Genomic DNA, 21,747 nt, shown 5'->3' on the forward strand with positions numbered 1-21,747 from the left:
CCGGTGTCACTCGCCTCGAGTCTGGTACGCGGGATGGTCCGGCGACAACGGCAGATCGACGCCCGAGGATGTCCGCGCGGAGTGGTAGACCGCCGCGGCGAGTGAGATCGCTGCGTGCGCGTCGGCAAGGCTCACCGGTGGGTCCGCATCGCCGGACAGGGCTGGCGCAAGCGCCTCGAACAAGCCCGCGAAGCCGTTCCGGCGGGGACGGTCACCTGTCTTGACGAGGGCGTCGAGCTCACCTTGCCGGGCGGGATCGCGTGCCGTGAAGGTCCAGGGGTCCTCACCCGGCGCATAGGGTGCCGTACCGCTCTGTGCGGTGAGGCCGGCGAAGACGAACCGGTAGCGACTGGTGTTGCCCGCCGCGCCGATCGTCGCCGATGACGACACGAGGGCGCCGTTTTCGAGGCGCATCGTCACCGCGGCGGTGTCCTCGACCTCGACCTGATGGACGAGCGTCGCGACCTCGGCCTGGACGCGGACGACCGGGCCCGCGAGGTAGGTCAACAGGTCGTGGGCATGGATCAGGTGGCTCATCACCGTTCCACCGAGCTCGGTCTCCCGCCGGCCCCGCCACGGCACCGCGTAGTAGTCGGCGCCGCGGTCCCAGTGCACCTCGAGCGAGGCGGCGACCGGAGGGCCCGCCAGGTCAGCGGCGATCAGCCGCCGCAGCAGCCGCGGCCCCCGCGCGAAGCGGTACTGGAACACCGGGACCACCACCCGCCCCGCCGCCGTCCCCGCGGCCGCCAGCTGGTCGACCTCGGCCGGCGACGCCGCGACGGGTTTCTCGACGACCACATGCTTGCCCGCCTCGAGCGCGCGCAGGGCAAGGTCGAGATGGGTGAACGGCGGGGTGCACACCGACACCAGGTCGATCGTGGGATCGGCCAGGACCTGGTCGACGTCTGTCGCCGATCGCGCCGTCGACACCATGCCAGCCAGGCCCTCGCCGCGCTGCCGGTCGAGGTCGCAGATCGTGGTGACGTCGTACGCACGCGGATTCAGCAGGTAACCGACCAGGTGCTCGGCACCGACGCCCGCGCCGATGATCGCGACCCGGAGGCGGCGCTTCACCGGAGGTTCCCCAACCTGGCCGCGTCGCTCTGGGCCGTGAGCGCGAGCTCGGTCGCCGTGAGAACCAGGTCCTGCGGGATCGCGGTCAACGGCGTGCGGCGATGCCGGACGTCGTCGACGACAGCGCGGAAGTAGGGCAGTTCGACGTCGAAGCTTTCCAGGTGACGCGTGCCCTGGCCGTCGACCAGGAAGAGATGGTCGCCACCTTCGCGGGCGCCGCCGAGGTCGATGTTCTTGCGGATCTCGATGTAGCCTTCGGTGCCCAGGATCGTGAGCCGGACGTCGCCCCAGACGCCGAGCCCGTCCGGGGTGTACCAGTCGACGCGGGCGTAACCCTGCGCGTGGTCACTGCGCAGGAGCATCTCGCCGAAGTCCTCGAACCCCGGCCGGTCGGGATGTGCGAAGTTGCCGACCGACGACGAGACGACCTCCGCCGACGTCGAACCGGTGAGGTACAGGAACTGGTCGACCTGATGGGAGGCGAGGTCGGCGAGGATCCCGCCGGCCAGCGCAGGGTCGAAGGTCCATGCCGGCCGGGTCTGCGGACGCAGGTGGTGGGGGCCGAGTCCAATGGTCTGGACGACCTGCCCGATCGCGCCGTCCTCGATCAGTCGCCGGGCATGGAGCGTGGCCCGCGATGCCGTGCGTTCGGAGAAGGCCACCGACCAGAACCGACCGCTCTCGGCGACCGCGACGCGGACCTGCGCCAGCTGGTCGAGGGTGATCGCTCCCGGCTTGTCGGCCACGACGTCCTTGCCGTGCCGCAACGCTTCGACGGCGATCTCGGCGCGGCGCGCCGGTACGGCCGCGGTGACGATCAGGTCAATGGCAGGATTCTCCAGCAGCTCGGCAGACTCGGAGACCCGCGGGAGGTACGGTGCCTGTTGGGCGACGACGTCGGTCCAGGGGGTGTCGGTCTCGCTCCAGTAGCCCGCGCACTCAGCGCCCGCGCCCAGCAGTCCGAGGACCAGGCTGACCACGTGGCCGTGGTCGAGGCCCACGACTCCGAACGTCACCGCGGTGCCATTCTCGTCAGTGCTCGTCATGCGCTCAGTCTGGCGTACCGCCGGCCGCCTGGCTTCCTCGCCGGGACACGGAGCGTCGAGGGTGGATTGCCGGATGCCACCCGGGGTAGTTCATCGTCCATGTCGGGGGATGTGAAGGTCACCGTTGTCGTGCCGGTCTTCAACGCGCGTACCTGTCTGGACGCGTGCCTGCAGTCCGTGCTCGGGCAGACGCTCGCGCCGCATGCGTACGACGTGGTGTTCGTCGACGACGGTTCGACCGACGGAACGTCGCAACGTCTCGACGGTCTCGCCGCCGAGCACGCCCACATTCGCGTCCTCCACCTCAGCAGGAGCGGCGGTCCAGGCAGGCCGCGCAACGTCGGCGCCGACAACGCCCGCGGGGAGTACATCTACTTCCTCGACCAGGACGACTGGCTCGCCCCGAACGCCCTCGAACGACTGCACGCCATGGCGGTCCGCTGCGGCTCCGACATCGTCATCGGCAAGGTCGTCGGCCACGGCGGCAGAGGCGTGCCGGCAAGCATGTTCACCCGCTCACGCGACCGCGCCGACATCCTGGCCGACCGGCTTCTCGGCTTCCTCACACCGCACAAGCTGTTCCGGACGGCTTTCCTGCGCGAGCATGGCCTGCGGTTTCCCGAAGGTCCGGCCTGGTTGGAAGACCACCGGATGGTCGTTCGTGCGTACTTCCTGGCAAGGACGATCAGCGTGCTCGCCGACGACGTGTGCTGCCACTGGGTCAAGCTGCCGCGCCGTGCCCACCACTCCGCGCGCCGCTTCGACCCGGTGGCGTACTACCGGGCGTTGCGCGAGGTCCTGGACATCGTCGACGCGCACACCTCGCCGGGCGACGACCGGGACCGGATGTACGCGTCGTGGTACCACGCCAAGATGCTCCGCCTCATTACTGGGCACTCGCTCGCCAACCTGCCGCTGCGGTGGAGCCGGTACGTCCACCATCGCGAGATCCGCCGGCTGGCCGACGAACGCTTTGCCGTCGGTGTCGACAGGTTCCTGCCGGTGTCGATGCGGGTGCGGTCGCGGTTGTTGCGAGCCGGTGCGTACGGCGCCATCACCAGGCTGGCGGCCGCGGAATGCGGACTCACCATCGTCGCGGCCCTCGACGATGTCGACTGGGACGGCACGGACCTCGTCGTGCGGGCGAGCGCCCGCCTGGTGTACGCGGACGGCAGGCCGGTGACCCTCCGGCGTACTGGTGGTCGGCTGCACTGGATCCCGCCGTGCCGCCTGCGGACCACGCTGCCCGACAACGCGTACGACGTGACCGACCTGATCGCGGACAGCCGTCTCGACGTCTACGTACAGAACCGCGAGGACAGGGGCGCCTACCCGCTGCCGACCCGCAGCCACCTCGTCCCCGACGGCGAAGGTTCCGTCGAACGCATCCGGCTGCGGGCCACAGCGCGGCTCGACGCGCGTACCGCGAAGCTGGGCCGGCCGCTCGACCCGGGCGTCTGGGACTGCTTCGTCCGCGCCGAGACCTGCGGATGGGGTCCCCAACGGCGGCTGGCCCGGCCGACCACCTGGCCAGACCGCCCGCCCGCGGACAAGCGCATTCTGGCCGACGACGGGAGCGGGCCTGACCGGACCGTCGAGCCGTACTGGACGGCGCTCGGCAACCTCAGCCTCCGGATTTGCCGGAAGCCGTCCCGACGTGGCGTAGCGTCGGAAGAGTGGGGAGCCCAGAGTCCGGCATGAGGGTCGTGTCGTTGCTGCCGTCTGCTACGGAGATCCTGTTCGCGCTCGGCGCCGGCGACGACGTGGTGGGTGTGACGTTCGAATGCGACCACCCGCCGCAGGCCCGGACCCGCCGGGTCGTCTCGACCAGCGCACTGCCGGAGGGGCTGCCACCGGCGGAGATCGACGCCCTGGTGTCGGCGCGGATGGCGGCCGGCGAGGACCTCTACCACCTCGACGAGGGAGCGTTGCGCGACCTCGACGCCGACCTGGTGGTGACGCAGGACCTGTGCGCGGTGTGTGCGGTCGACGTCTCCGTCGTCGACGACGCCCTGGCCTACCTCGGCAGCCGCGCCGACGTCCTCACCCTCGACCCGCAGGACCTCGGTCAGGTGCTCAACTCGGTCACCCTTCTCGGCCGCGCGGTGGGGTGTGAGGCGGCTGCGGTACGCCTCCTCGCCGGCCTCCGCACCCGCCTCGACGCCGTAGCGACAGCCGTACGCGACCGGCCGCCCGTCCCGACGATGGTTCTCGAGTGGACCGATCCGCCGTTCGCGCCGGGGCACTGGGTACCCGAGATGGTCACCACCGCAGGCGGGACACCGGTCATCGGGACGGCAGGGAAGCGGTCCGAACGCATCACCTGGCAGGAGGTCGCGGCGTCCGCTCCGGAGGTGATCGTGTGCGCGCCCTGCGGGTTCGACCTCGCCGGGTCCGTACCGCTGGCGGAGGCCGTCGTCACCAGCGGGCGGCTGCCACCGGGGCTGCCGGTGTGGGCCGTGGACGCGAACGCCTCTTTCGCGCGACCCGGCCCGCGTCTGGTCGACGGGGTGGAAGCGCTCGCGGCGATCCTGCACCCGGACGCCGGGGTGCCGCTGGACACCCGCCTGGCCCGCCGAATCGCCTGACGGGGAATCCTCAGGCGCAACTCCGGCGGCCGAGCAACTGGTCCATCACCCACGCCGTGCGCGCGCCGGTCTCCCCCGTGCTCCGGCACCGGCCCGTACCGTTCAGCTCGTCCACGATCGTCTGCACGAGCGGCTGGTGGACGTGCGGAGGGTCCGCGATCGGTAGCTCCCGCTGCTCGCCGTCGCAGGTCAGCCGGAGCGGGACCGGCCTCGAGGTCGAGAAGGCCAGCTGACCTTTCGAACCGACGATCACGGTCGTGTCCTCGTCACCGTCGGAGGCGTAGCACCACAATCCGCTGCCAAGGACCCCGCTCTCGTACCGGAACGTCGCGCAGATCGTGTCCACGACGTCGTTCGCCCGGCTCCGGTTGGTGGCCCCGCTGACCTCGACGACCGGGCCGAGGAGCAGGTCGAGGAAGTCCAGCGTGTGACACGCGCTGTCGAAGAACACACCGCCCTTGGACAGGCTGGGGTCCAGCTGCCACGGCGCGGGACCTGCGGTGGAGCCGGAGGGCCGGGCATACCGTTCGGTACGTACGGCATAGATCTCACCGATCACGCCTTCTCCCAGCAGTTTCTCGACCGCGGTGAACCGCGGCAGCTCCCGCCGGTAGTAGCCCACCCACAGCGGTACGCCCGCCGACCGGCATGCCGCGATCATGTCCAGGCATTCCTCGTGGTCGATGGCCATGGGCTTCTCGACGTAGACGGGCTTGCCGGCTTCGGCGCAGCGCAGGACGTACTCGTGGTGGGAGTTGGGGTGGGTGGCGACGTACACCGCGTCGATGTCGTCGGCGTGGATGATCGCGTCCGCGTCGTCATGCCACCGCGGTACGCCGTGCCGCCGGGCGTAGTCCTCGGCGAGCGAGCCGGTCCTGCGCATCACCGCGACCAGGCAGGAGTTGTCGGCCCGCTGGAAGGCCGGCCCGCTCTTGACCTCAGTGACATCGCCGCAGCCGATGATGCCCCATCGAATCGTCGCCATGACGGGCAGCGTGCCAGCCGGTTCGCCGTCCTCGCAAACCCGCGCGCGGACTCAGATGCCGCCGAGGGCGGAGGCGGTGATGCCCTCGACGAACCTGCGGCTGCAGGGCGAGGAACACGATCAACATCGGCATGAGCATCATCAATCCTGCCGCCCCGATCAGGTAGATCTGGCTGAACCCCTGCTGGAACGAGAAGAATCCGGTGGCCACCGGAAGGTACTCGGGGCTCTGGATGAAAGGTCACCGCGAGCAGGAACTCGTTGTAGGCCGCCAGTGCCGTCGTGAGCGCGATGGTGAGGAAGCCGGGCCACGACAGCGGCAGCGCCACCCGTACCAGCACCACTCCGATGGCCCACAGGCACGAGCGCGACGGGGACTGGTGACCTCGTTCCCGAATCGACCCATGCGACACGACCACGCACCGCACCGGGGCATGTCGGTGCAGCACAGGTCGGGCGAACCCACCAGGACCTCGATAGGTGATTTCCGGCCGGACAGGTGCACCTTCCTACCATGGTGTCGTGACCCTCCCGCCGCCGATGCATACTCAGCCGCCGGACCTTGCGCGCGACTACGGGCTCGTCGCCACTGAACTCCACCCGCATCCCGGTGGGTTCGAGAGCGACTGCTGGGTCGCCGACGGCTTGTGGTTCGTCAAGGTGTGGCGAGGCAGTGCGCCGCCCGCCCGTCTGGATCTACTGAACGATCTCGGCGCTGCTGGCCTGCCCGTACCAGCGCCGGTTCCGACCGTCACCGGCGAGCTCTACGCGACGTTGGGTGCGAGGCCGTACGCGCTCTTCCCGTTCGTCCAGGGGCGGAGGTGTCACGGTGATGATTGGCGCGAGACGGCACGGGCTCTGAGACGTGTCCACGAACTCGACGGCATCCGCCTGCCGCGAAGCACGATGGACGAGCCGGAGATCTGGCAGCTGAGAGAGCGGCTCGACCATGGGTGGATCAAGGACCGCCGACGCGAAGTGGCCGACAGCATCCTCCGACTGGAACGAACGATCGACCGAGCGAGCCTGAAGGCCGTGCGGCACGTTGTCTGCCACCGGGATTTCGGCGGCTCCAACCTCATCGTCGACGACGGCGAGGTCGTGGCCATGCTGGACTGGGAACAGGCCGTCCTCGGTCCTCGGGAACACGACCTGTGGATCGCGGCGGAAAGCACGAACACGGAGTCGTTCCTCGCTGAGTACGGCGCTCGCGACCTCGACCTGGATCACATCGAGTACGCCCTCCTGGCGCGAGCGTTGCGCGACATGGCGGCTCGCGTCCTGGGCGAGACAGATCGGCCAGGCGTGGAAACCTGGGGGTTCCAGCGCATCGCCAGACTCGAGCGCGACCTCGAGTTGTTCCATCCGTTCTGCACGTAACTGGCGCCCTCGACGGCAATCTCACGGCGGTTTGCAGACGTCCCAGAGCCGTGCGAAAACCTGATCAGCAGGTAAAACCGGTTGCTGTCGGCAAGTGCCCACGATGGGGTTGACCGTATGGCTGACCGGAGTGCCGACGAATTGCCGGAGCACGCGCGTCGCAACCGAGAGGTGTGGGATTCAGAGCTCAGCGCGGGGTTCGCTGCGCGGGCACGAAAGCAGTGGGCCGCCGATCCACACTGGGGTATCTGGGCGGTACCGCAGACCGACCTGCCCCTCCTTCCCTCCGACCTCGCCGGTAAAGACGTGGTCGAGCTCGGCTGCGGCACGGCGTACGTCTCCTCATGGATCGCCCGGTCCGGTGGGCAACCCGTCGGGATCGACAACTCTGAGCGACAGCTGGCTGCGGCCCGCGCCATGCAGAATGAGTTCAACGTCCATTTCCCGCTGCTGCATGGCAATGCTGAGCAGGTTCCATATCCGGACTCAAGCTTCGACCTAGCCATAAGCGAGCACGGCGCTGCTGCATGGTGTGACCCCTACAGGTGGATTCCCGAGGCCGCTCGACTTCTCCGTCCTGGTGGTGAGCTGGTCTTCCTGCGCAGTTCGGAGTTGCTCGTCCTGTGCATGCCCGACGAGGGACGAGCCGACAGAGTGCTCCGGCGACCTCAGTTCGGGCTGTCCCGGATCGAACATTCGAACGGCGCCGTTACCTTTCACCTGCCGCACGGTCCCATGATCCAGCTGCTACGCCAGTGCGGCTTTGTCGTCGAAGACCTGCAAGAGGTTCGGCCAGCGCAGAACGCCCCGACCGAGTTCGACTACGTTGACCTGGACTGGGCACACCAGTGGCCAAGCGAAGAGGTCTGGAAAGCACGCCGCATCGACGCAGGATGACCGATCCATCGCATGAGTGACCCCCTCCGCCGCGTGACCGGGCGTCTGCCAAAGCCGACAATGAGTGGACGTCGGGTGAAGCTCGTGACTCCGCGGCGGCCCTGCGTTTGCGGGCTTGGGCACTCAGCCGTCCACCGTCGTAGGGCGAGTTGCCTCTCCCTCAGCGGTACCGGAAGCCGTCGATGAACCGGCGGAAGAGCCCGCCTTTTCGGGGCAGGGGCGGGGCGGGCCGGGGCGCGGTGGGCCGCTGTGAGGCGATCGGCTTGTCGTAATCGGTCCGGAGGATTGCGTCGATGATCTGCTGCTCGGTGTAGGTCTCGGAGCCTTCGATAGCAGGGACGTACCCGACCAGTACGCCATCGCGCATCACCTGGGCTTCGAGCGCGGCCGTGCCGTCGGAGTCCCACGTCGCCTCACGACCATCGGAGAGCTTGACGCTGACCCCGAACTGGTAGAGGCCAACCCGGGCCAGGTCGGCGTCTGTGCCACGATCGCGTAGGGCGTCGACGACGCGGCGTGCCTTGTTCTCCTCCATCGCGATCGAGAGTACTCGCTGTGTGGAGTGAGCTGGACCGGTTGGCTCAGTTCGTCTGGTTGGCCCAGCCAGGAACCGACCGATCACCCTCTTTGGCATGGGGCTATCGGGTCAGCCGCTGGGCAGACTCGGTGGTTCGACAGCGGCCGTTGGGAGAGCACGCTTGAGGAGACCATCTGAACATGATCGGGAGGGCAACTTCCGCGGTGATCCGAACCAGTTGATGGAGCGCTATGACGACGCGCACCTGTCCGTGACTAACTGGGGCACACCGGGTGATGTTCCGCCTGCCATGTGCTCTGCTCGATTCCGATGTCGTCGAGGACTACTGCGTCGACGACCAGTTGAGCGACTGGACCGCCGCCGAGTTCATCGTGCTCGACTTCACCTGCGAGGACCACACCGGTGAGCCTGACTTCGACTACGACGCCGAAGCGTGGCTGTTGGCGATCGTCGCTGCCCTGCTCCACCGAGGTGGCAAGCCGAACACCTGGGAGCGTGCACACCATGGACGCACTGCGCACCGAGTTCGCTCGACCGTCGACCCGCCTGACCCCGAGGTCTGCGAGTTCGCCCGCTGCTAAGCAACGGGAACAACTGCAGTCCAGTACCTACCTCGACGAGGCGCCCGTGCGGCAAACCTGGTGACGAATCGAGTCTGGTTTTGCCACAGTGTCCGGATGAACTCGGAGTTCGACACCCGCGACCGGACGGGGCCGCGCCTGGTCATGCTCTCCGGATCCTGTGCGGGCGTCGGCAAGTCGACCCTCGCCGAAGGGCTCGCACACAGACTCGAGGAAGCAGGTGCGACCGTCGACCTGTTCGGCGAGCACCAGATCTTCACCCGAGCCGACTTCGCCGACGTCGCGGAAGCCTTCCGCAGCAGGGAGTTTCCGACACCCGAGCGATTCCTGCCCACGTATGCGCGGATCTTCGACGGCTTCCGGTCCACGAGCGCCTGGGGCGTGTTCGACTGGGACTGCGCAGGCATGGCGGCCGACCTTCCGTGGGCCATGCGGGACCACGGTCGGCTCACGCGACTCTGCCTGGACGTACGCGAGCTCGCAGACGACATGGATCCCGTCCTCCTGGACCTGGTCGGTGACGTACGGACGGCGACCGAACGCGCGCTTGCCCAACGCGGTGACGTCTGGGCGAAGCGCTACGCTCGCATCGCCAGCGACGCGGGTCACACCACCGGAAGCATCGCCGAGCGGATCGCGGCGTGGTCGCGAGATCAGCTGGGCGCACTGAGGGAACAGGAGCTCACGGCCATGCGGTCGGCAGGCTGGCCGATCATCGAGCTGGACGCGATGGCATCGGCCGCCGAGGTCCTGGAGCAGGCGTTGGATGCTCTGGGGCTCGACCGGCCCACAGCGCTACCGTCCACGCCCGGAACAAGATAGGGCTCCGAGCGGTGTAGAGAGAACGGGCGACTCTGGCTCTAGCAGAAGTGGCCCGCTGACCTGGGCTTTTGCCCGGGTTGGCGGGCCTTGATCATGTGTCGGGTGTCGAAGGGGTGGGTCTCCAAGCTCCTGACCCGTTACAAGGTCGAGGGCCAGGCCGCGTTCGGGCCTCGGTCCCGACGGCCTGAGTCCTCACCGACCGCGATCCCGGACCACGTCGTCGAACAGATCGTGCGGCTACGCAAGGACTCTGGCCGAGTCCGGGCTCGATGCCGGCCCGCACACCTTTGACCGCCTCGGTCCCGATGGTCGGCAGTTCCGGGCCGACGAGCTGGCACAGGTCAGTGCCGCGAACCTGCACGGCAAGTTCGCCCAGGTCGTGGAAACCCGCGCCCTTCTGCACTAGCCGGCCGTGGAGACCCCGACCCGTCTCGTCCCAGCAGGATGGTTCACCCGTGCCGCTGCGGGAGCTCAGCTCCGCGGACCGCGAGCCGTCGCGAGTCCGCCGACAACCCCCTCGAGGTCACGGAGCTCGTGCGGCGCCGACGGCCGAGCCGAGCTCGCGCGCAGCTCGGTCGCCTCGTCGTACAGGGTGGCGGCGAGCGTGTGGTCCCCGCGGTCGACGGCCAGCCGGCACAGGCCCTCCAGTGCAGTGCTGGTCAGACCCGGTTCCCCCACCCGCCGGCCGAGCTCGAGCAACTCCTCGTACCGCGCGCCGGCGGCCGCCGCGTCGCCCGCAGCCTGGTCGCACCGGGCCAGCCCGGCGAGAGCCAGTCCTTGGGACACCGGGGTGCCGAGCTCGCCGAAGCCGGCGTACGCCTCCATGAACCGGGCCCGGGCCTGGTCCCACTGTCCTCCGACCTGCGCGAGGAGCCCGTAGCCATAGCTCGCGAGAACCGCTCCGGCTCCGTCCCCGACGTGTTCGGATGCGGCGCTCGCCCGCTCGAGAAGATCCCGTGCGGCCTCCTTATCGCCCAGGTGGAGGCGGGTGATCGCGAGGTCGGCCAACGCCCACTGCACTGTGTTCTGGAGCCCGGCCCCGGCCGCCACGTCGATTGCCTCCTCGAGCACACGCGCGCCCTCGTCGTAGCGTCCGAACTGCCGCAGGCCCCAGCCGAGGTGGTAGAGGATCGCCGACAGGCCCCACGGATCGTCGAGCAGCCGGAACACGGCAGCGGTCGCGCGCCCGAGCGGGACCGCCCTGGCCTCGTCGCCGGTCTTGAGAGCGGTCTCCATCCGCACGAAGCCGATCACGCCCGCGCCCCACGAATCACCGTCCTCCTCGAACTGCTCCACCGCTTCCTGCAGCAGGGACTCGGCCCGATCGCGATCCTGACCGGTCACGCCCTCGACGGCCAGCAGGACGCGCGACAGAGCGGCACGGGAGGCATCCCCGAGGTCCTCGAAGATCGTCAGGCTCTCCTGCGCGGCCTCTGCGCAGCGCCGGCTGGGATGGACGAGACAGGCGCGTGGCCGCTCCACCAGCGACACCGCCTGGAGGGCGTGCGCCCGCGCGGGAGGGCTTCCGTTGCCCGAGGCGAGCAGCCGGGACAGGACCTCCCGGCCCTCCAGGTGGCGCCCGAGGTGCCAGAAGAGGCCGAGGGCCCCAGCTGTGTCGAGGGCCGAGTCGAGGTCCCGACCCGGGCCGGCCAGCCAGGCGAGGGCGGCCGTGATGTTGGGCTGCTCGTCGCGCAGCCGCCTGAACGTGTCGCGCTGGCCGTGGCCGCGCAGCTGCGGCTCGGCCTCCTGCACGAAGTCGCGGAAGTACCTCGCGTGCTGCTGGGCGACGGCCTCCTGCTCACCGGCAGAGAGCAGCCGCTCGGCAGCGTACTGCCGCAAGGTCTCCAGCATCCGGTAGCGGGTCGTGGCGCCCCGTTCGACCACGACCATCGACCGTTCGACCAGACGCCCGATGGTGTCGAGCACCTCCCCTACTGGGAGGCCAGCGTCACTGACGACCGCCTCGGATGCGGTCAGGGTCCACCCGCCCTGGAAGACGGCGAGCCGATTGAACACCCGCTGCTCACGCTCGGTGAGCAACGCGTAGCTCCAGTCGACGGTCGCGCGCAGCGTCTGCTGTCGAGCCTCGGCCGTGCGCGCGCCGGTCGTGAGCAACGCGAACCGCTGGTCCAGACGGTCAGCGATCTCGGCGGGTGACATCGTCGCGACTCGGACGCCCGCGAGCTCGAGCGCCAGGGGGATGCCGTCGAGCGCACGGCTGATCCGGCCAACGGCCACGAGGTCATCGTTCCCGAAGACCGTTCCCGGCCGGACCGACCGGGCACGCTCCATGAAGAGTTGGGCGGCCGGGTACTCCAGCACCCTGCCGGCCGGCACGCCGGCGGGCGGCGTGTCCAAGGGGCCTACGGTGACCTGCACCTCGTCGGGGACGGCGAGCGCTTCACGGCTGGTCGCCAGGATCGTCACCTCCGGGCACCGACCCAGGATGTCGTCGATGAGGCCGGCCGCGGCGTCGATGACGTGCTCGCAATTGTCGACCAGCAGCAGGATCCGGCGTCGCATCAGATACGAGATCAGCCGCTCACGGACATCCCGGTCCGCCGCTGCCCCGTCGAGGGGCACACCGAGGGCGTCGGCCACCGCCAGCGGCACCTGGTCGGGAGTGTCGACCGAGGCGAGGCGGACCCCGAAGGCCCCGTCAGAGAAGGCGCCGGAGGTGCGCACCACGGCAGCGAGGGCGAGGGAGGTCTTGCCCGCACCGCCGGGTCCGATCAGCGACAGCAGGCGCGAGCCGCGGACGAGCTCGATCAGGGAGTCGAGCTGGGCATCACGGCCGATCAGCGGACGCACCACCGTCGGCAGGTTCGTCGGCGAGGCGGTCCCCGCCTCCACCCAGCTCCGGGTGCTGGAAACCGCGACCGGCGCGGGCGTCAGGTCGGGCTGTGCGCCGAGCGCCTCGTCCTGCCGCAGGACCCGTTCGTGCAGGGACCGCAGCGTGAGCGACGGCTCGAGGCCCAAGGACTCGTCGAGGACGTCGCGGGTGCGGCGGTATGCCTCGAGGGCGTCCGCCTGCCGTCCGCCGCGGTACAGGGCGACCATGAGCAGCCCGGTGAGCGACTCGAGGGTTGGGTCGTGTGCGACCAGGGGCTCGAGATCTGCGACGACCTCCTGGTGGCGGCCAAGCGCCAGCGCGATCTGGGCACGCTCGGTGAGCGCGCCCAGCCTGACCTCGGCGTACCTGGCGGCCTCGGCGGTCGCCCAGTGCTCGGCGACGAAGTCACTGAGGGGGTCGCCGCGCCACAGGGCCAGAGCCTCGTCGTACGCTGCGAGGGTTGCGTCGTCGGCCCCGTCCGGACCAGCCGCGGCGCGCGCCCTCGCCTCGCGCACGCGGATCACGAAGTCCACCGCGTCGACCGACCGGGGATCGACGTCAGCGCGGTAGCCCACGCCCTCGCGCGTGACCGCCTCCGGCAGTCCGATCGCCTTCAGGCTGCGCCGCAGTTTCGAAACCCGGATCTGCAGCGCGTTCATCGGGTCGGCCGGCAGGGACGACTCCGACCAGAGCCGGTCGACGAGCATGGTCGCCGGGATCGTCCGGCCGGGTGAGAGCAGCAGCTGGACCATGACCGAGCGCTCGGCCGCACCGGGCAGCACCACCGGGCGCCCCTGGACCGTGATCTCCATCGGACCCAGCAGCCGGAAGCGGACGTCCACGGCTCTCTCCTCGTCACCCCGTCGCGTCATGGTGTCGCAGCGCCGACGCTGGAGCAAACACCCAGCTACACGCGGCGGACGGCCACGGGGTCAGCGCGGCCGTCCGGGCGTGGTTTCTCCCGCCGGCGAAGAGCGACCCGCGGTGACATCGCGGATCGATCTCAGGCCGAAACGTCCTCAGCGGAGGGGGTGCCCTCCGCCGGGGCGCGGGCTCAGACGGCCAGCGAGAAACCTGCCCCTTCGACGGCCGCGCGGACCAGGTCGGTGGTGAGGGGCTCGGCCGACGTGACGCGAACATTGCCCGAGGGCAGGTCGACGTCCACCTGGCACACGCCCGGGACCGCTTCGAGCCCAGCGATGACGGAGCTGGCGCAATGGCCACAGGTCATGCCGGCGACGGGGTAGGTCTCGACAGTGCTGCACATGGTGGTGCCTTCCTTTGCGGTCGCGGGCGGTGACGGCCGGCCCGGTTGGTGCTCGGCAAACCGGGTGGCCGCCGAGGAATCGGTCGATCGGGGCGTGCATGGTCAAGCAGCTACTCCGGTCGTCTCCTGCACGTCCTGGGGCGACGGCGCCTGCGGGCGCAGCCACGCCATCGCCAGGAGAGCCCCCAGCCCAGCAATCGCCGCAGCGCCCAGCAGCCCGGCCGAGAAGCCCTCGGTCTGCGAGACCGCGTCACCCACCCGATCGGCGCCGAAAGCTGACGCGACGGCGGTCATCAGGGCCAGTCCCAGCGCCGAGCCGATCTGGTAGTTGGTGCTGACGATGCCGGACGCGAGGCCGCCCTCCTCCGGAGCCGCCGAGGTCAGCGCCAGTCCGAGCGACGGGATGAACGCCAACGCCATGCCGGCAGCCGTCACGAGTGACGCCGGGAGGACGTCCCCAGCGAAGCTCCCTTGGGGCTGGATGAACGAGAGCCACACCAGGCCGACCGACAGGGTCGCGAGGCCGGAAACAGTCATGGCCTTCGGACCGAATCGGGCGATCAACCGGGGGGCGACGCCGATCATCCCGACCATGATCGTGACGGTCAGGGGCAGCAGCGCCGCGCCGCTGGCGAAGGCACCGAGCCCGATGACCTGCTGGAGGTAGAGGTTGACGAAGAAGAACATCGGGATCCAGGCAGCGCCCAGCATGAACTGCGCGACGTTCGCCGCAGCGAGGTTGGGCGCCTTGAAGATGCCCAGCCGCATCAGCGGCTCCTGGCGGCGGGCCTGGATGAGCACAAACAGGGCAAGCAGCGCGAGGCCGGTCACCCCAACAACCAGGGTGGACGCAGACGTCGAGCCGACCTGCGGCGCCCGGACGATGGCGAAGACGAGCGCCGCCAGTCCGGCCGTCACGGTGATGGCACCAGCGAGGTCGAGCGAGCCCCGTCGGGTCATGCCCCCGGGCATCACCGAGGGCGTGAGCAGGAGTACAACGGCGGCCAGCGGCAGGTTGACGAAGAAGACCCAGGGCCAACTCGCGTACTCGGTCAGGATCCCACCAAGGAACACCCCGGCGGTGCCGCCGGCCGGTGCCGCAGCGCCGTACAGCGCGAGTGCCTTGGTCAGCTCCGAGGGCTTGGCCCCGAAGATGGTGAACAGCAGGGTCAGCGCGGCCGGCGCGATGAGCGCGGAACCGACCCCTTGGACCGCCCGACCGGCCAGTTCGAGGACCGCGCCGTCGGCCAGGCCGGCCAGCAGCGAGCCCGCGGCCAGGATTCCCCAGCCGATGCTGAAGATCCGGCGGGCGCCGAAGAGGTCGGAGAGGCGCCCGCCGAGCAGCAGCAGCCCGCCGAACGCAACGACGTAGGCGTTGAAGACCCAACTGAGGCCCTCGGGGGTGAAGCCGAGGTCGGCCTGCATCTCGGGCAGTGCGACCCCGATGATCGAGGTGTCCATGATGACCATGAACTGAGCCGCGGCAATCAGCCCGAGAGCCAGCCAGCGTCGGCTGCTCGCGGTCCTCGCGGGCGAGGATGTGGAAGACATGGTGTGCCCTTCTCTCGTGATGGACCAGCCGACGTCGGCTGTCGGGAGGAGACTCACGAGGACGGCTGTCCTGTCGCTGTCTGCTGCCTGTCGGCGGTGACGCGATCACGTCCCGCCGCAGCGTCGGGTCCGTGGAGGAGCTGAACCGGGTACGCGAGACCGACGAACGCCCGGAGGACGTCGCGCTCGGTCATTGTGCCGGCGAGCTCGACCCGCGAGCTCGCCGTGTCGGCGATCACGGTGTCGACACCGGCGACGTCGCGGAGCCGGGCGGTGACCTCCCGGACGCAACGTCGGCAGCGCATGCCACCGACCACCAGGATCATGGTCCGCATGTCGGGCTCTCCTTCGCGTGCGGGTGCTTCTGCCCCAGCGTGCGCCCCGGCCCTGTCCGACGGCTGTCCGCGGACCGACGGAGGACGGTGGGCGAGTGAGAAACTCCGCTTCCCCCACCGCTGCCGCGGGCGCCATGACCGCGGCGTCCGCTGTCAGCGGCGGCGCGCACGGACAGCGTCCGGACGGGGGACGGCAACCTCGGCCGGCATTGGACGACCCTATGGAAGTAGCTAAGCCCACAAACGACTTGCGCTGACTCGCGTCGGCATCGCGTGTCCCTACTTCAGGTGGTGTCGCCAGGTGGCACATCGCCGAGCCTGTCAGGCCGACAGCAGCCCTGCGGCCCTGAGTAGCGAAGGCAGGACGATGAGGATGCTGCCCAGCACAAGTGGCGCCGCGCAGACTCCGAGGATGAGTTCGCGCCTGCCGAGGCTCATGCGCCGGGAGTACGACACAGCGAGAATCCCGAACCCCACGGCGGCGAGCAGGAACGCGATCACGTAACCAATCGACGATGCGTCGAGGCGGTCGCCATCACCAGCGACGCCAGCAAGCATGGCCCCCGCTTGGGCCAGGCTGCCCGCAACGTAGATCGTCACCGTCGAAAACGCCGCCCACAGGACCATGCCGACGGCCCTTGGCCCGACATGTTTGTGTGGCGGACGGAGAGCGAGCACGGCCGCAGCCACGCCGACCAGCTTCACAACGGCGACGTACCAGTTCACCACCGATAGAGCGTCGGCATCGGCTGCGTGGGGACCCGTAGCGAACTTGTCGGTCAGCTCGAACCAGATGCTTATGCCCGCGAAGATCGCGCACCAGACCGCCACCAGGACACCCACGGTGATCACGAGTCGGGTAGGCGGTGGCGGTCCTGCAGGTGCGAATTCGGCGGCGGCGGTGGTCCGCACCGCCTCGATCTCAGGACCGGGGACAGCACCGTCGGTCAATTGGGGTAGCTCCTCCACTTCAGGGTCCCTCCACCGGCACCGGCTTGACCGGCCGCGACTCGCTCAGGTGGTCTGCCGCGGTGAGGATGACGTCGGCGTCCTTCGTCGGAGGATAGATGAGCTGAGTGTTGACCATGCGCTTCACATCCTTCGCCGACTTCCCGACGGCGCGTACTTGCCGGTCGAAACCCTCGGTGTAGACGGCACCCGCGGATCCGAGGTCGACAACCGTGACGTACGGATCCCCGTTGAAGTCCAGGAGCGGCAGCCCGAGCAGGTCCGCCACCGCGTTGTGCCCGGCATGCTTCCCGTGCTGATGCGCGTACTGACAGCTCTGGGGCGCCAGTCGTCCCGGCGCGACCTCAACTGAGGCTACGTCTCCCGCGGCGAGCAGGTCCGGCACGCCCACCACGAACATGCGCGCGTCCACCTCAAGGCGTCCAAGTACGTCGCGGTCTCCGGCTAGGCTCTCGATCGGCCCGTGCGCCCGCATGCCACCCGTCCAGACCACCGTTTCTGCCGACAGTTCGCGACCGTCCGCGAGTGTCACTTGCTGCGCGTTCATCGACGCGACTGTCGAGCCCAGCACCAGGTCGACGCCGGCGCCGGCCAGTCCCGCCAGGACCTGGTCTCGGGGCCCCTCGCCGAGCTCGGGCGCCACGACGTCGGCCCGTTCGACGAGCCACACCCACAGCTCGTCCCGCGCGCCCACCGCAGCCGCGCGGCGACCCAAGCGATCCACCAACTCAGTAGCCACCTCAAGACCGACGAAGCCCGAGCCCACCACAACCGCTCTGAACCGACCCGGGCCGTCCGAGAGGTGTCTGTTGTCGAGGTGCCGCTCCAGGTCGGCAGCGGCATCTCGCGTGTCGACGTCGTGCATGAGGTCCGCGCCGGGCACCGACGGAGGTGGGACCAGCCTGCTGCCGGTCGCGAGCACGAGCCGGTCGTACGACATCTCGGTCGTGTCGCCATCGACCTCTACGACGACCAGATGACGGTCGGGATCGACGGCCCGGACGGTGCCCTGCGCCCGCCGTACGCCGATCGGACTGAGCACGTCGTCCAGCAACACTGTCATCGATGACGGGTTCTCCTCATAAAGCCGGGGCCGAATGACCATCTCCGGCGACGGGGCGATGACGGTGATGGCGATCTCGTCCTCCCTGCGCCCGGCCTCGGCCCGGCGCCGGGCCGCGGCAGCCGCGCTCCACACGGCCGCGAAACCCCCGCCGACGACCACGATCTGTGACACTGCTCCTCCTTCGGGATCCGTCGACCTCGCGGGCGCGAGGTCGGTTTGGTCGAGGGCCCGGCTCACGGCCCAGACCTGTTCGCGCGAGCAGGGTCCGCGGCATCTTTCGGACGGGTTGTCGGGCGCCCGCCGGGCACGTCCACCGCTGGGCTGAGCACCGAGAGGTTTGCTGCCCGCACGCCGTACGCACCACGTCGACCCGCGGATGTGGTACCTGAATGCCCGCGAGTCGACGCTCGGTGGAAGTAGCCGTCAGGCCGTGAAGGCCTCGGGTCCGAACCGGCCAACCGCGATGAAAACAGCGAGCACCACGTAGACGACATTCAGCATCACCAGCTTGAACTGGCCGAGACGTGCGTGGGTGATCATCGCCCCAATCATCAGGGCAACCCAACACACCGCCGTGACCGGCACCATCACGGGCGCGACGTCCACCAGGGCCGGGAGAATGAGGCCGACCGCGGCGAGCAGTTCCAGCACGCCGAGGGTTTTCACGAAGGCGGGACTGGCACCGCGAGTCCACGCCCCTCCTTCTTGGCGTGCCAGCCTCTCCTTGGGAATGAAGGTCTTCGCGAAGCCGCCGGTAAGGGCGACCAGCGACAAGAGGCCGGCCGCGATCCAGAGAATGGTGTTCATGGAGTTCCCCTCGAGAGTTTCTGCTTCTGGCACGACTCGGCTCAGGTGCAACAGGGCCTGGGTGGACGGCTTGGGTGACCGGAGCAGTCTGTGAGTGCTCGCCCGCGGCAGCAGGTCTCACACTCGTGCTCTAGGACGAGGGAGGTCGGTCCTTTGTGACATAGACACCGGCGCCCCCGCTGCCAGGTCACGGTCGAGCACCGCGAGGCCGCAGCGACGCAACCTGGCGTGGTCACAGGCTCACGGTCGTTCGGCTGCGTCTCCGGCGAGCAGTAGCTCCGCGGCCCTCTTCGCTCCGTCGATACGAATCTCCGCGGCCACCGCGGTCGCTCGTGCGCGGGTCTGAGGGCTCAGGGCCGTCCCGAGCACGGCCGAGAGGGACTGGACGGTCGGCGCCGGACCGTCGTGAGCAGCGCCGATGCCGAGCTCGGTCGCACGTCCGGCCCAGTAGATCTGGTCGCCTCCTTGGGGCACCACCACCTGCGGCGCGCCGGCGCGGGCCGCCGTGACCGTTGTGCCTGCGCCACCGTGGTGAACAACGGCAGCCACCCGCTCGAACAGTTCTTGCTGGTTGACCTCTCCGATGACGAAGCAATCGTCCTGGTCGTCGATCAGATCCAGGCCCGCCCACCCGCGGCCAACAAGCACGCGGTGGTCGTGCGCACGGATCGCCCCGATGGCCGCCCGCGCGGTGTCCTCACAGACCGTTCGCATGCTGCCGAACCCGGCATAGACCGGCTGTTCGCCGGCGTCCAGGAACGTCAGCAACTCGGCCGGGAGCGGGCGCTCGTCGGGCAGGATCCAGGCGCCGGTCTGCATGGCATCGAAGCTCTGAGACGCACGCCACGGGCCAAGGATCGGGTCGGCAGCCAGCAACGGTCGGGCGGTGAACATGAACTTGCCGACGTCGCCAACCGGTCGCAGGTCGATCGAGGCCCGGTGGGTATTGATGGGCTCACCGAACAACTCGTTGAAGCCCTGGCCATCCAGGCCATCCAGCACGCCTGGGGAGAAGAGCGCGTATCGGTACGGGATGCCCAGCTTTTCCGCCACCGAAGGCCCGACGAACTGGGACATGGCGGTTGCCACGATCATGTCGCATCCTGCGGCCGTCGCTGCGACCGTTTCATACTGCGCGGCGATGAAGTCGGTCACGCGCTGTCCGCGCTCCTCGGCAGTGGGCGGTCGCTCCCACGAGCGCCAAGGTCTGTCGAAGGGCACCAGCTGCACGCCTTCGCGGGCCAACAGCTCGATGAACTCATCGTCGGGGGGTGCGCACATGCGCACCTCTGCGCCGAGAGCCTGCAACTGCACCGCGAGAGCCACGATAGGTTCGACATCTCCTCTGGACCCATACGTCGACAACAACACGCGCATCTCGTCACTCCCGTCTTCGTTTTGTCTGGCTTCGGCTGGAAACGTCAGGGCCGACCTGGTGCGTGCAGCGGCCCGGTGCGCTCGAGGGGTGAGGTGGAGAGGAAGCCTGCACTTTCCGCTGCTCCGCTGGTTCGATCAGGTTGTGATCTGCGCGGCGTCACGCGGGCCCCCGATCGTTGCGGCGTCGATCACCTCCGCCGCGTCGAGCACGCGGTCGTTCTCACCCAAGTCAACGACCGGGACGTGAGCGGGCAAACCTGAGATCAGGGTTGTGGGCGAAGTCGGGGCCCGGCGCCGCAATCGCTTTCGGGACTCAGTCGTCGCGAGCCTGCCTGAACTCGCGCTGAAGGGCCCAAGCGTCCGCAACGGGGCCTATATGTCCAAGCTTCTCGGGGTTGCCGACCGATCGGATGGCCTGGATCTGCCCTCCCAGCACGTCCAGGGCCAACGTGAAGGCCACCTTGCCCTCGCGGTCCCGCAGGATCGCGCCGGGCTGACCATTCACCTCGCACTGTTCCAGGGTGGCGTCGACCCGATCGAGCCTGGGGAAGAGCGACGCGAGGACGCGCGCGACCTTGTCCACGCCGACCACTGCCCGACCCAGTGCGGGCGCCTTGCCTCCCGCGTCGCCCACCAGTTGGACGTCTGCGGCGAGCACTTCCCTCAGTCCGTCGACGTCGCCGTTGCGGAACGCACGGAAGAACCGGGCGGCCAGCTCCTCCCGCGCCCGCCGGTCCGCCTCGAACCGTGGTCGTCCGCTCTCCATGTGACGGCGAGCTCTCACCAGTAGCTGGCGGCAGGCCGCCTCTGATCGGCCGACCGTCACTGCCACATCGGCGTAGTCGTAGGCGAAAACGTCCCGCAACACGAACACTGCGCGTTCGAGAGGTGTCAGCCGTTCGAGCAGCAACAAAGCCGCCATGGACACCGAGTCCGCCAGTTCCGCGGACCTGGCCGGATCCTCGTAAGGGTCGGTGAGCAAGGGCTCGGGCAACCACACCCCGACGTACTGCTCCCGCCGGACGCGAGCGGAGCGGAGCACATCGATCGAGATCCTGGTGACCACAGCGGACAGGAATGCCTTGGGCGACCGGGGCTGAGTCGGGGTCGACTGGTAACGCAACCACGCCTCTTGCATCACGTCCTCCACCTCGGCCACGCTGCCCAGCAGGCGGTAGGCGAGGGAGAACATCAGGGGCCTGAGCTCTTCGAACTCCTCGGTCCGGCTCACGGCATCTCCTCTCGATGCATCGTCAGTTCTTCCTTGAAGCCCTGTCGCCAGGATGGGTAGCGCAGCGTCCAACCCAGCCGCCCTCGCGCTCCCCGTGGAAGCTGGCGTGACTCTGGGTTACGACCCGGGAACGTCGGCCCATTCCCCCTTAACCCACTGGTCCTTTCGAAGATGCGCTTCGCGCTGCATCCCGAGGCGCTCACACAGCCGCGCTGATGCAACGTTGCGTGCGTCCAACCTGTTCCTCGGCCCTTGCTCGATCCCGCGGACCATGGATCAGATGTCTGGCCACCGCCGGGATCGAGTAGTAGGCGAGCAGTGGTTCGACATCATCGGCGCGGTACCCCTTGATCAGCAACCGATCGGTCTCGACGACCTGGTTCTCTGTCACCTCGCGGAG

20 protein-coding genes are annotated in these 21,747 nt (G+C 69.1%); 6 read left to right on the top strand and 14 right to left on the bottom strand.

What is annotated here, in order from left to right:
• Positions 1 to 6: 6 nt before the first annotated feature.
• Entirely contained in the window at positions 7 to 1,074 is a 1,068-nt protein-coding gene (locus ABNF93_RS15415; RefSeq protein ID WP_349328738.1) for a Gfo/Idh/MocA family protein, read from the bottom strand.
• Complete coding sequence (locus tag ABNF93_RS15420; protein WP_349328740.1) at positions 1,071 to 2,120, bottom strand: Gfo/Idh/MocA family protein; 1,050 nt, start codon at positions 2,118 to 2,120, stop codon at positions 1,071 to 1,073. Before ABNF93_RS15420 ends, ABNF93_RS15415 begins: the two co-directional genes overlap by 4 nt.
• 99 nt (positions 2,121 to 2,219) lie before the next feature.
• Between ABNF93_RS15420 and ABNF93_RS15425 the strand changes: the two genes are divergently transcribed.
• Together ABNF93_RS15425 and ABNF93_RS15430 are read left to right on the top strand one after the other, a co-directional pair.
• Positions 2,220 to 3,821: a glycosyltransferase family 2 protein gene (locus ABNF93_RS15425; protein ID WP_349328742.1), complete on the top strand. Its 1,602-nt coding sequence runs from the start codon at positions 2,220 to 2,222 to the stop codon at positions 3,819 to 3,821.
• A complete protein-coding gene (locus ABNF93_RS15430; protein ID WP_349328743.1) occupies positions 3,797 to 4,708 on the top strand; it encodes a cobalamin-binding protein in 912 nt (303 codons plus the stop codon). The genes ABNF93_RS15425 and ABNF93_RS15430 overlap by 25 nt, the downstream gene beginning before the upstream one ends.
• Positions 4,709 to 4,718: 10 nt before the next feature.
• On the opposite strand, the gene ABNF93_RS15435 is transcribed toward ABNF93_RS15430, so the two are convergent.
• Positions 4,719 to 5,693 carry a Gfo/Idh/MocA family protein gene (locus tag ABNF93_RS15435; RefSeq protein ID WP_349328745.1) on the bottom strand — a complete coding sequence of 325 codons (975 nt, stop codon included), beginning with the start codon at positions 5,691 to 5,693 and terminating at the stop codon, positions 4,719 to 4,721.
• A gap of 522 nt (positions 5,694 to 6,215) precedes the next feature.
• Between ABNF93_RS15435 and ABNF93_RS15440 the strand changes: the two genes are divergently transcribed.
• On the top strand, positions 6,216 to 7,073 hold the full coding sequence (locus ABNF93_RS15440; protein WP_349328746.1) for a phosphotransferase enzyme family protein: 858 nt from the start codon (positions 6,216 to 6,218) through the stop codon (positions 7,071 to 7,073).
• 117 nt (positions 7,074 to 7,190) lie between these two features.
• Positions 7,191 to 7,970 carry a class I SAM-dependent methyltransferase gene (locus ABNF93_RS15445; RefSeq protein ID WP_349328747.1) on the top strand — a complete coding sequence of 260 codons (780 nt, stop codon included), beginning with the start codon at positions 7,191 to 7,193 and terminating at the stop codon, positions 7,968 to 7,970.
• 160 nt (positions 7,971 to 8,130) lie between these two features.
• Here the strand turns inward: ABNF93_RS15445 and ABNF93_RS15450 are convergent, their stop codons facing one another.
• Positions 8,131 to 8,505 (bottom strand): hypothetical protein, encoded by a 375-nt coding sequence (locus ABNF93_RS15450; protein WP_349328748.1) that lies wholly within the window; start codon positions 8,503 to 8,505, stop codon positions 8,131 to 8,133.
• 278 nt (positions 8,506 to 8,783) lie between these two features.
• On the opposite strand from ABNF93_RS15450, the gene ABNF93_RS15455 reads away from it, so the two are divergent.
• Together ABNF93_RS15455 and ABNF93_RS15460 are read left to right on the top strand one after the other, a co-directional pair.
• On the top strand, positions 8,784 to 9,089 hold the full coding sequence (locus ABNF93_RS15455) for a hypothetical protein (RefSeq protein ID WP_349328749.1): 306 nt from the start codon (positions 8,784 to 8,786) through the stop codon (positions 9,087 to 9,089).
• A gap of 96 nt (positions 9,090 to 9,185) precedes the next feature.
• Entirely contained in the window at positions 9,186 to 9,911 is a 726-nt protein-coding gene (locus tag ABNF93_RS15460) for a P-loop NTPase family protein (protein ID WP_349328750.1), read from the top strand.
• Between the two features lie 471 nt (positions 9,912 to 10,382).
• Here the strand turns inward: ABNF93_RS15460 and ABNF93_RS15465 are convergent, their stop codons facing one another.
• The 10 genes from ABNF93_RS15465 to ABNF93_RS15510 all read right to left on the bottom strand — a co-directional run bounded on the left by ABNF93_RS15465 (position 10,383) and on the right by ABNF93_RS15510 (position 21,738).
• The gene (locus ABNF93_RS15465) at positions 10,383 to 13,586 is read right to left on the bottom strand and encodes an AfsR/SARP family transcriptional regulator (protein WP_349328751.1); all 3,204 of its coding nucleotides are present in this window, start codon (positions 13,584 to 13,586) and stop codon (positions 10,383 to 10,385) included.
• A 212-nt stretch (positions 13,587 to 13,798) separates the two neighbouring features.
• The gene (locus ABNF93_RS15470; RefSeq protein ID WP_349328752.1) at positions 13,799 to 14,011 is read right to left on the bottom strand and encodes a heavy-metal-associated domain-containing protein; all 213 of its coding nucleotides are present in this window, start codon (positions 14,009 to 14,011) and stop codon (positions 13,799 to 13,801) included.
• A 102-nt stretch (positions 14,012 to 14,113) separates the two neighbouring features.
• On the bottom strand, positions 14,114 to 15,562 hold the full coding sequence (locus ABNF93_RS15475; protein WP_349328753.1) for an MFS transporter: 1,449 nt from the start codon (positions 15,560 to 15,562) through the stop codon (positions 14,114 to 14,116).
• Positions 15,563 to 15,615: 53 nt separating this feature from the next.
• Complete coding sequence (locus ABNF93_RS15480; RefSeq protein WP_349328754.1) at positions 15,616 to 15,897, bottom strand: heavy-metal-associated domain-containing protein; 282 nt, start codon at positions 15,895 to 15,897, stop codon at positions 15,616 to 15,618.
• 321 nt (positions 15,898 to 16,218) lie between these two features.
• Positions 16,219 to 16,848: a hypothetical protein gene (locus ABNF93_RS15485; RefSeq protein ID WP_349328755.1), complete on the bottom strand. Its 630-nt coding sequence runs from the start codon at positions 16,846 to 16,848 to the stop codon at positions 16,219 to 16,221.
• Positions 16,849 to 16,867: 19 nt separating this feature from the next.
• Entirely contained in the window at positions 16,868 to 18,103 is a 1,236-nt protein-coding gene (locus ABNF93_RS15490; protein WP_349328756.1) for an NAD(P)/FAD-dependent oxidoreductase, read from the bottom strand.
• Positions 18,104 to 18,355: 252 nt separating this feature from the next.
• Positions 18,356 to 18,739 (bottom strand): DoxX family protein, encoded by a 384-nt coding sequence (locus tag ABNF93_RS15495; protein ID WP_349328757.1) that lies wholly within the window; start codon positions 18,737 to 18,739, stop codon positions 18,356 to 18,358.
• A 240-nt stretch (positions 18,740 to 18,979) separates the two neighbouring features.
• On the bottom strand, positions 18,980 to 20,116 hold the full coding sequence (locus ABNF93_RS15500; protein WP_349328758.1) for a glycosyltransferase: 1,137 nt from the start codon (positions 20,114 to 20,116) through the stop codon (positions 18,980 to 18,982).
• A gap of 313 nt (positions 20,117 to 20,429) precedes the next feature.
• Entirely contained in the window at positions 20,430 to 21,347 is a 918-nt protein-coding gene (locus tag ABNF93_RS15505; protein ID WP_349328759.1) for an RNA polymerase sigma-70 factor, read from the bottom strand.
• A 199-nt stretch (positions 21,348 to 21,546) separates the two neighbouring features.
• Positions 21,547 to 21,738, bottom strand: a complete 192-nt coding sequence (locus ABNF93_RS15510) for a GNAT family N-acetyltransferase (RefSeq protein ID WP_349328760.1) — start codon at positions 21,736 to 21,738, stop codon at positions 21,547 to 21,549.
• Positions 21,739 to 21,747 lie beyond the last annotated feature (9 nt).

This window comes from Actinopolymorpha sp. B9G3 (assembly GCF_040120725.1).
Lineage (GTDB): Bacteria > Actinomycetota > Actinomycetes > Propionibacteriales > Actinopolymorphaceae > Thermasporomyces.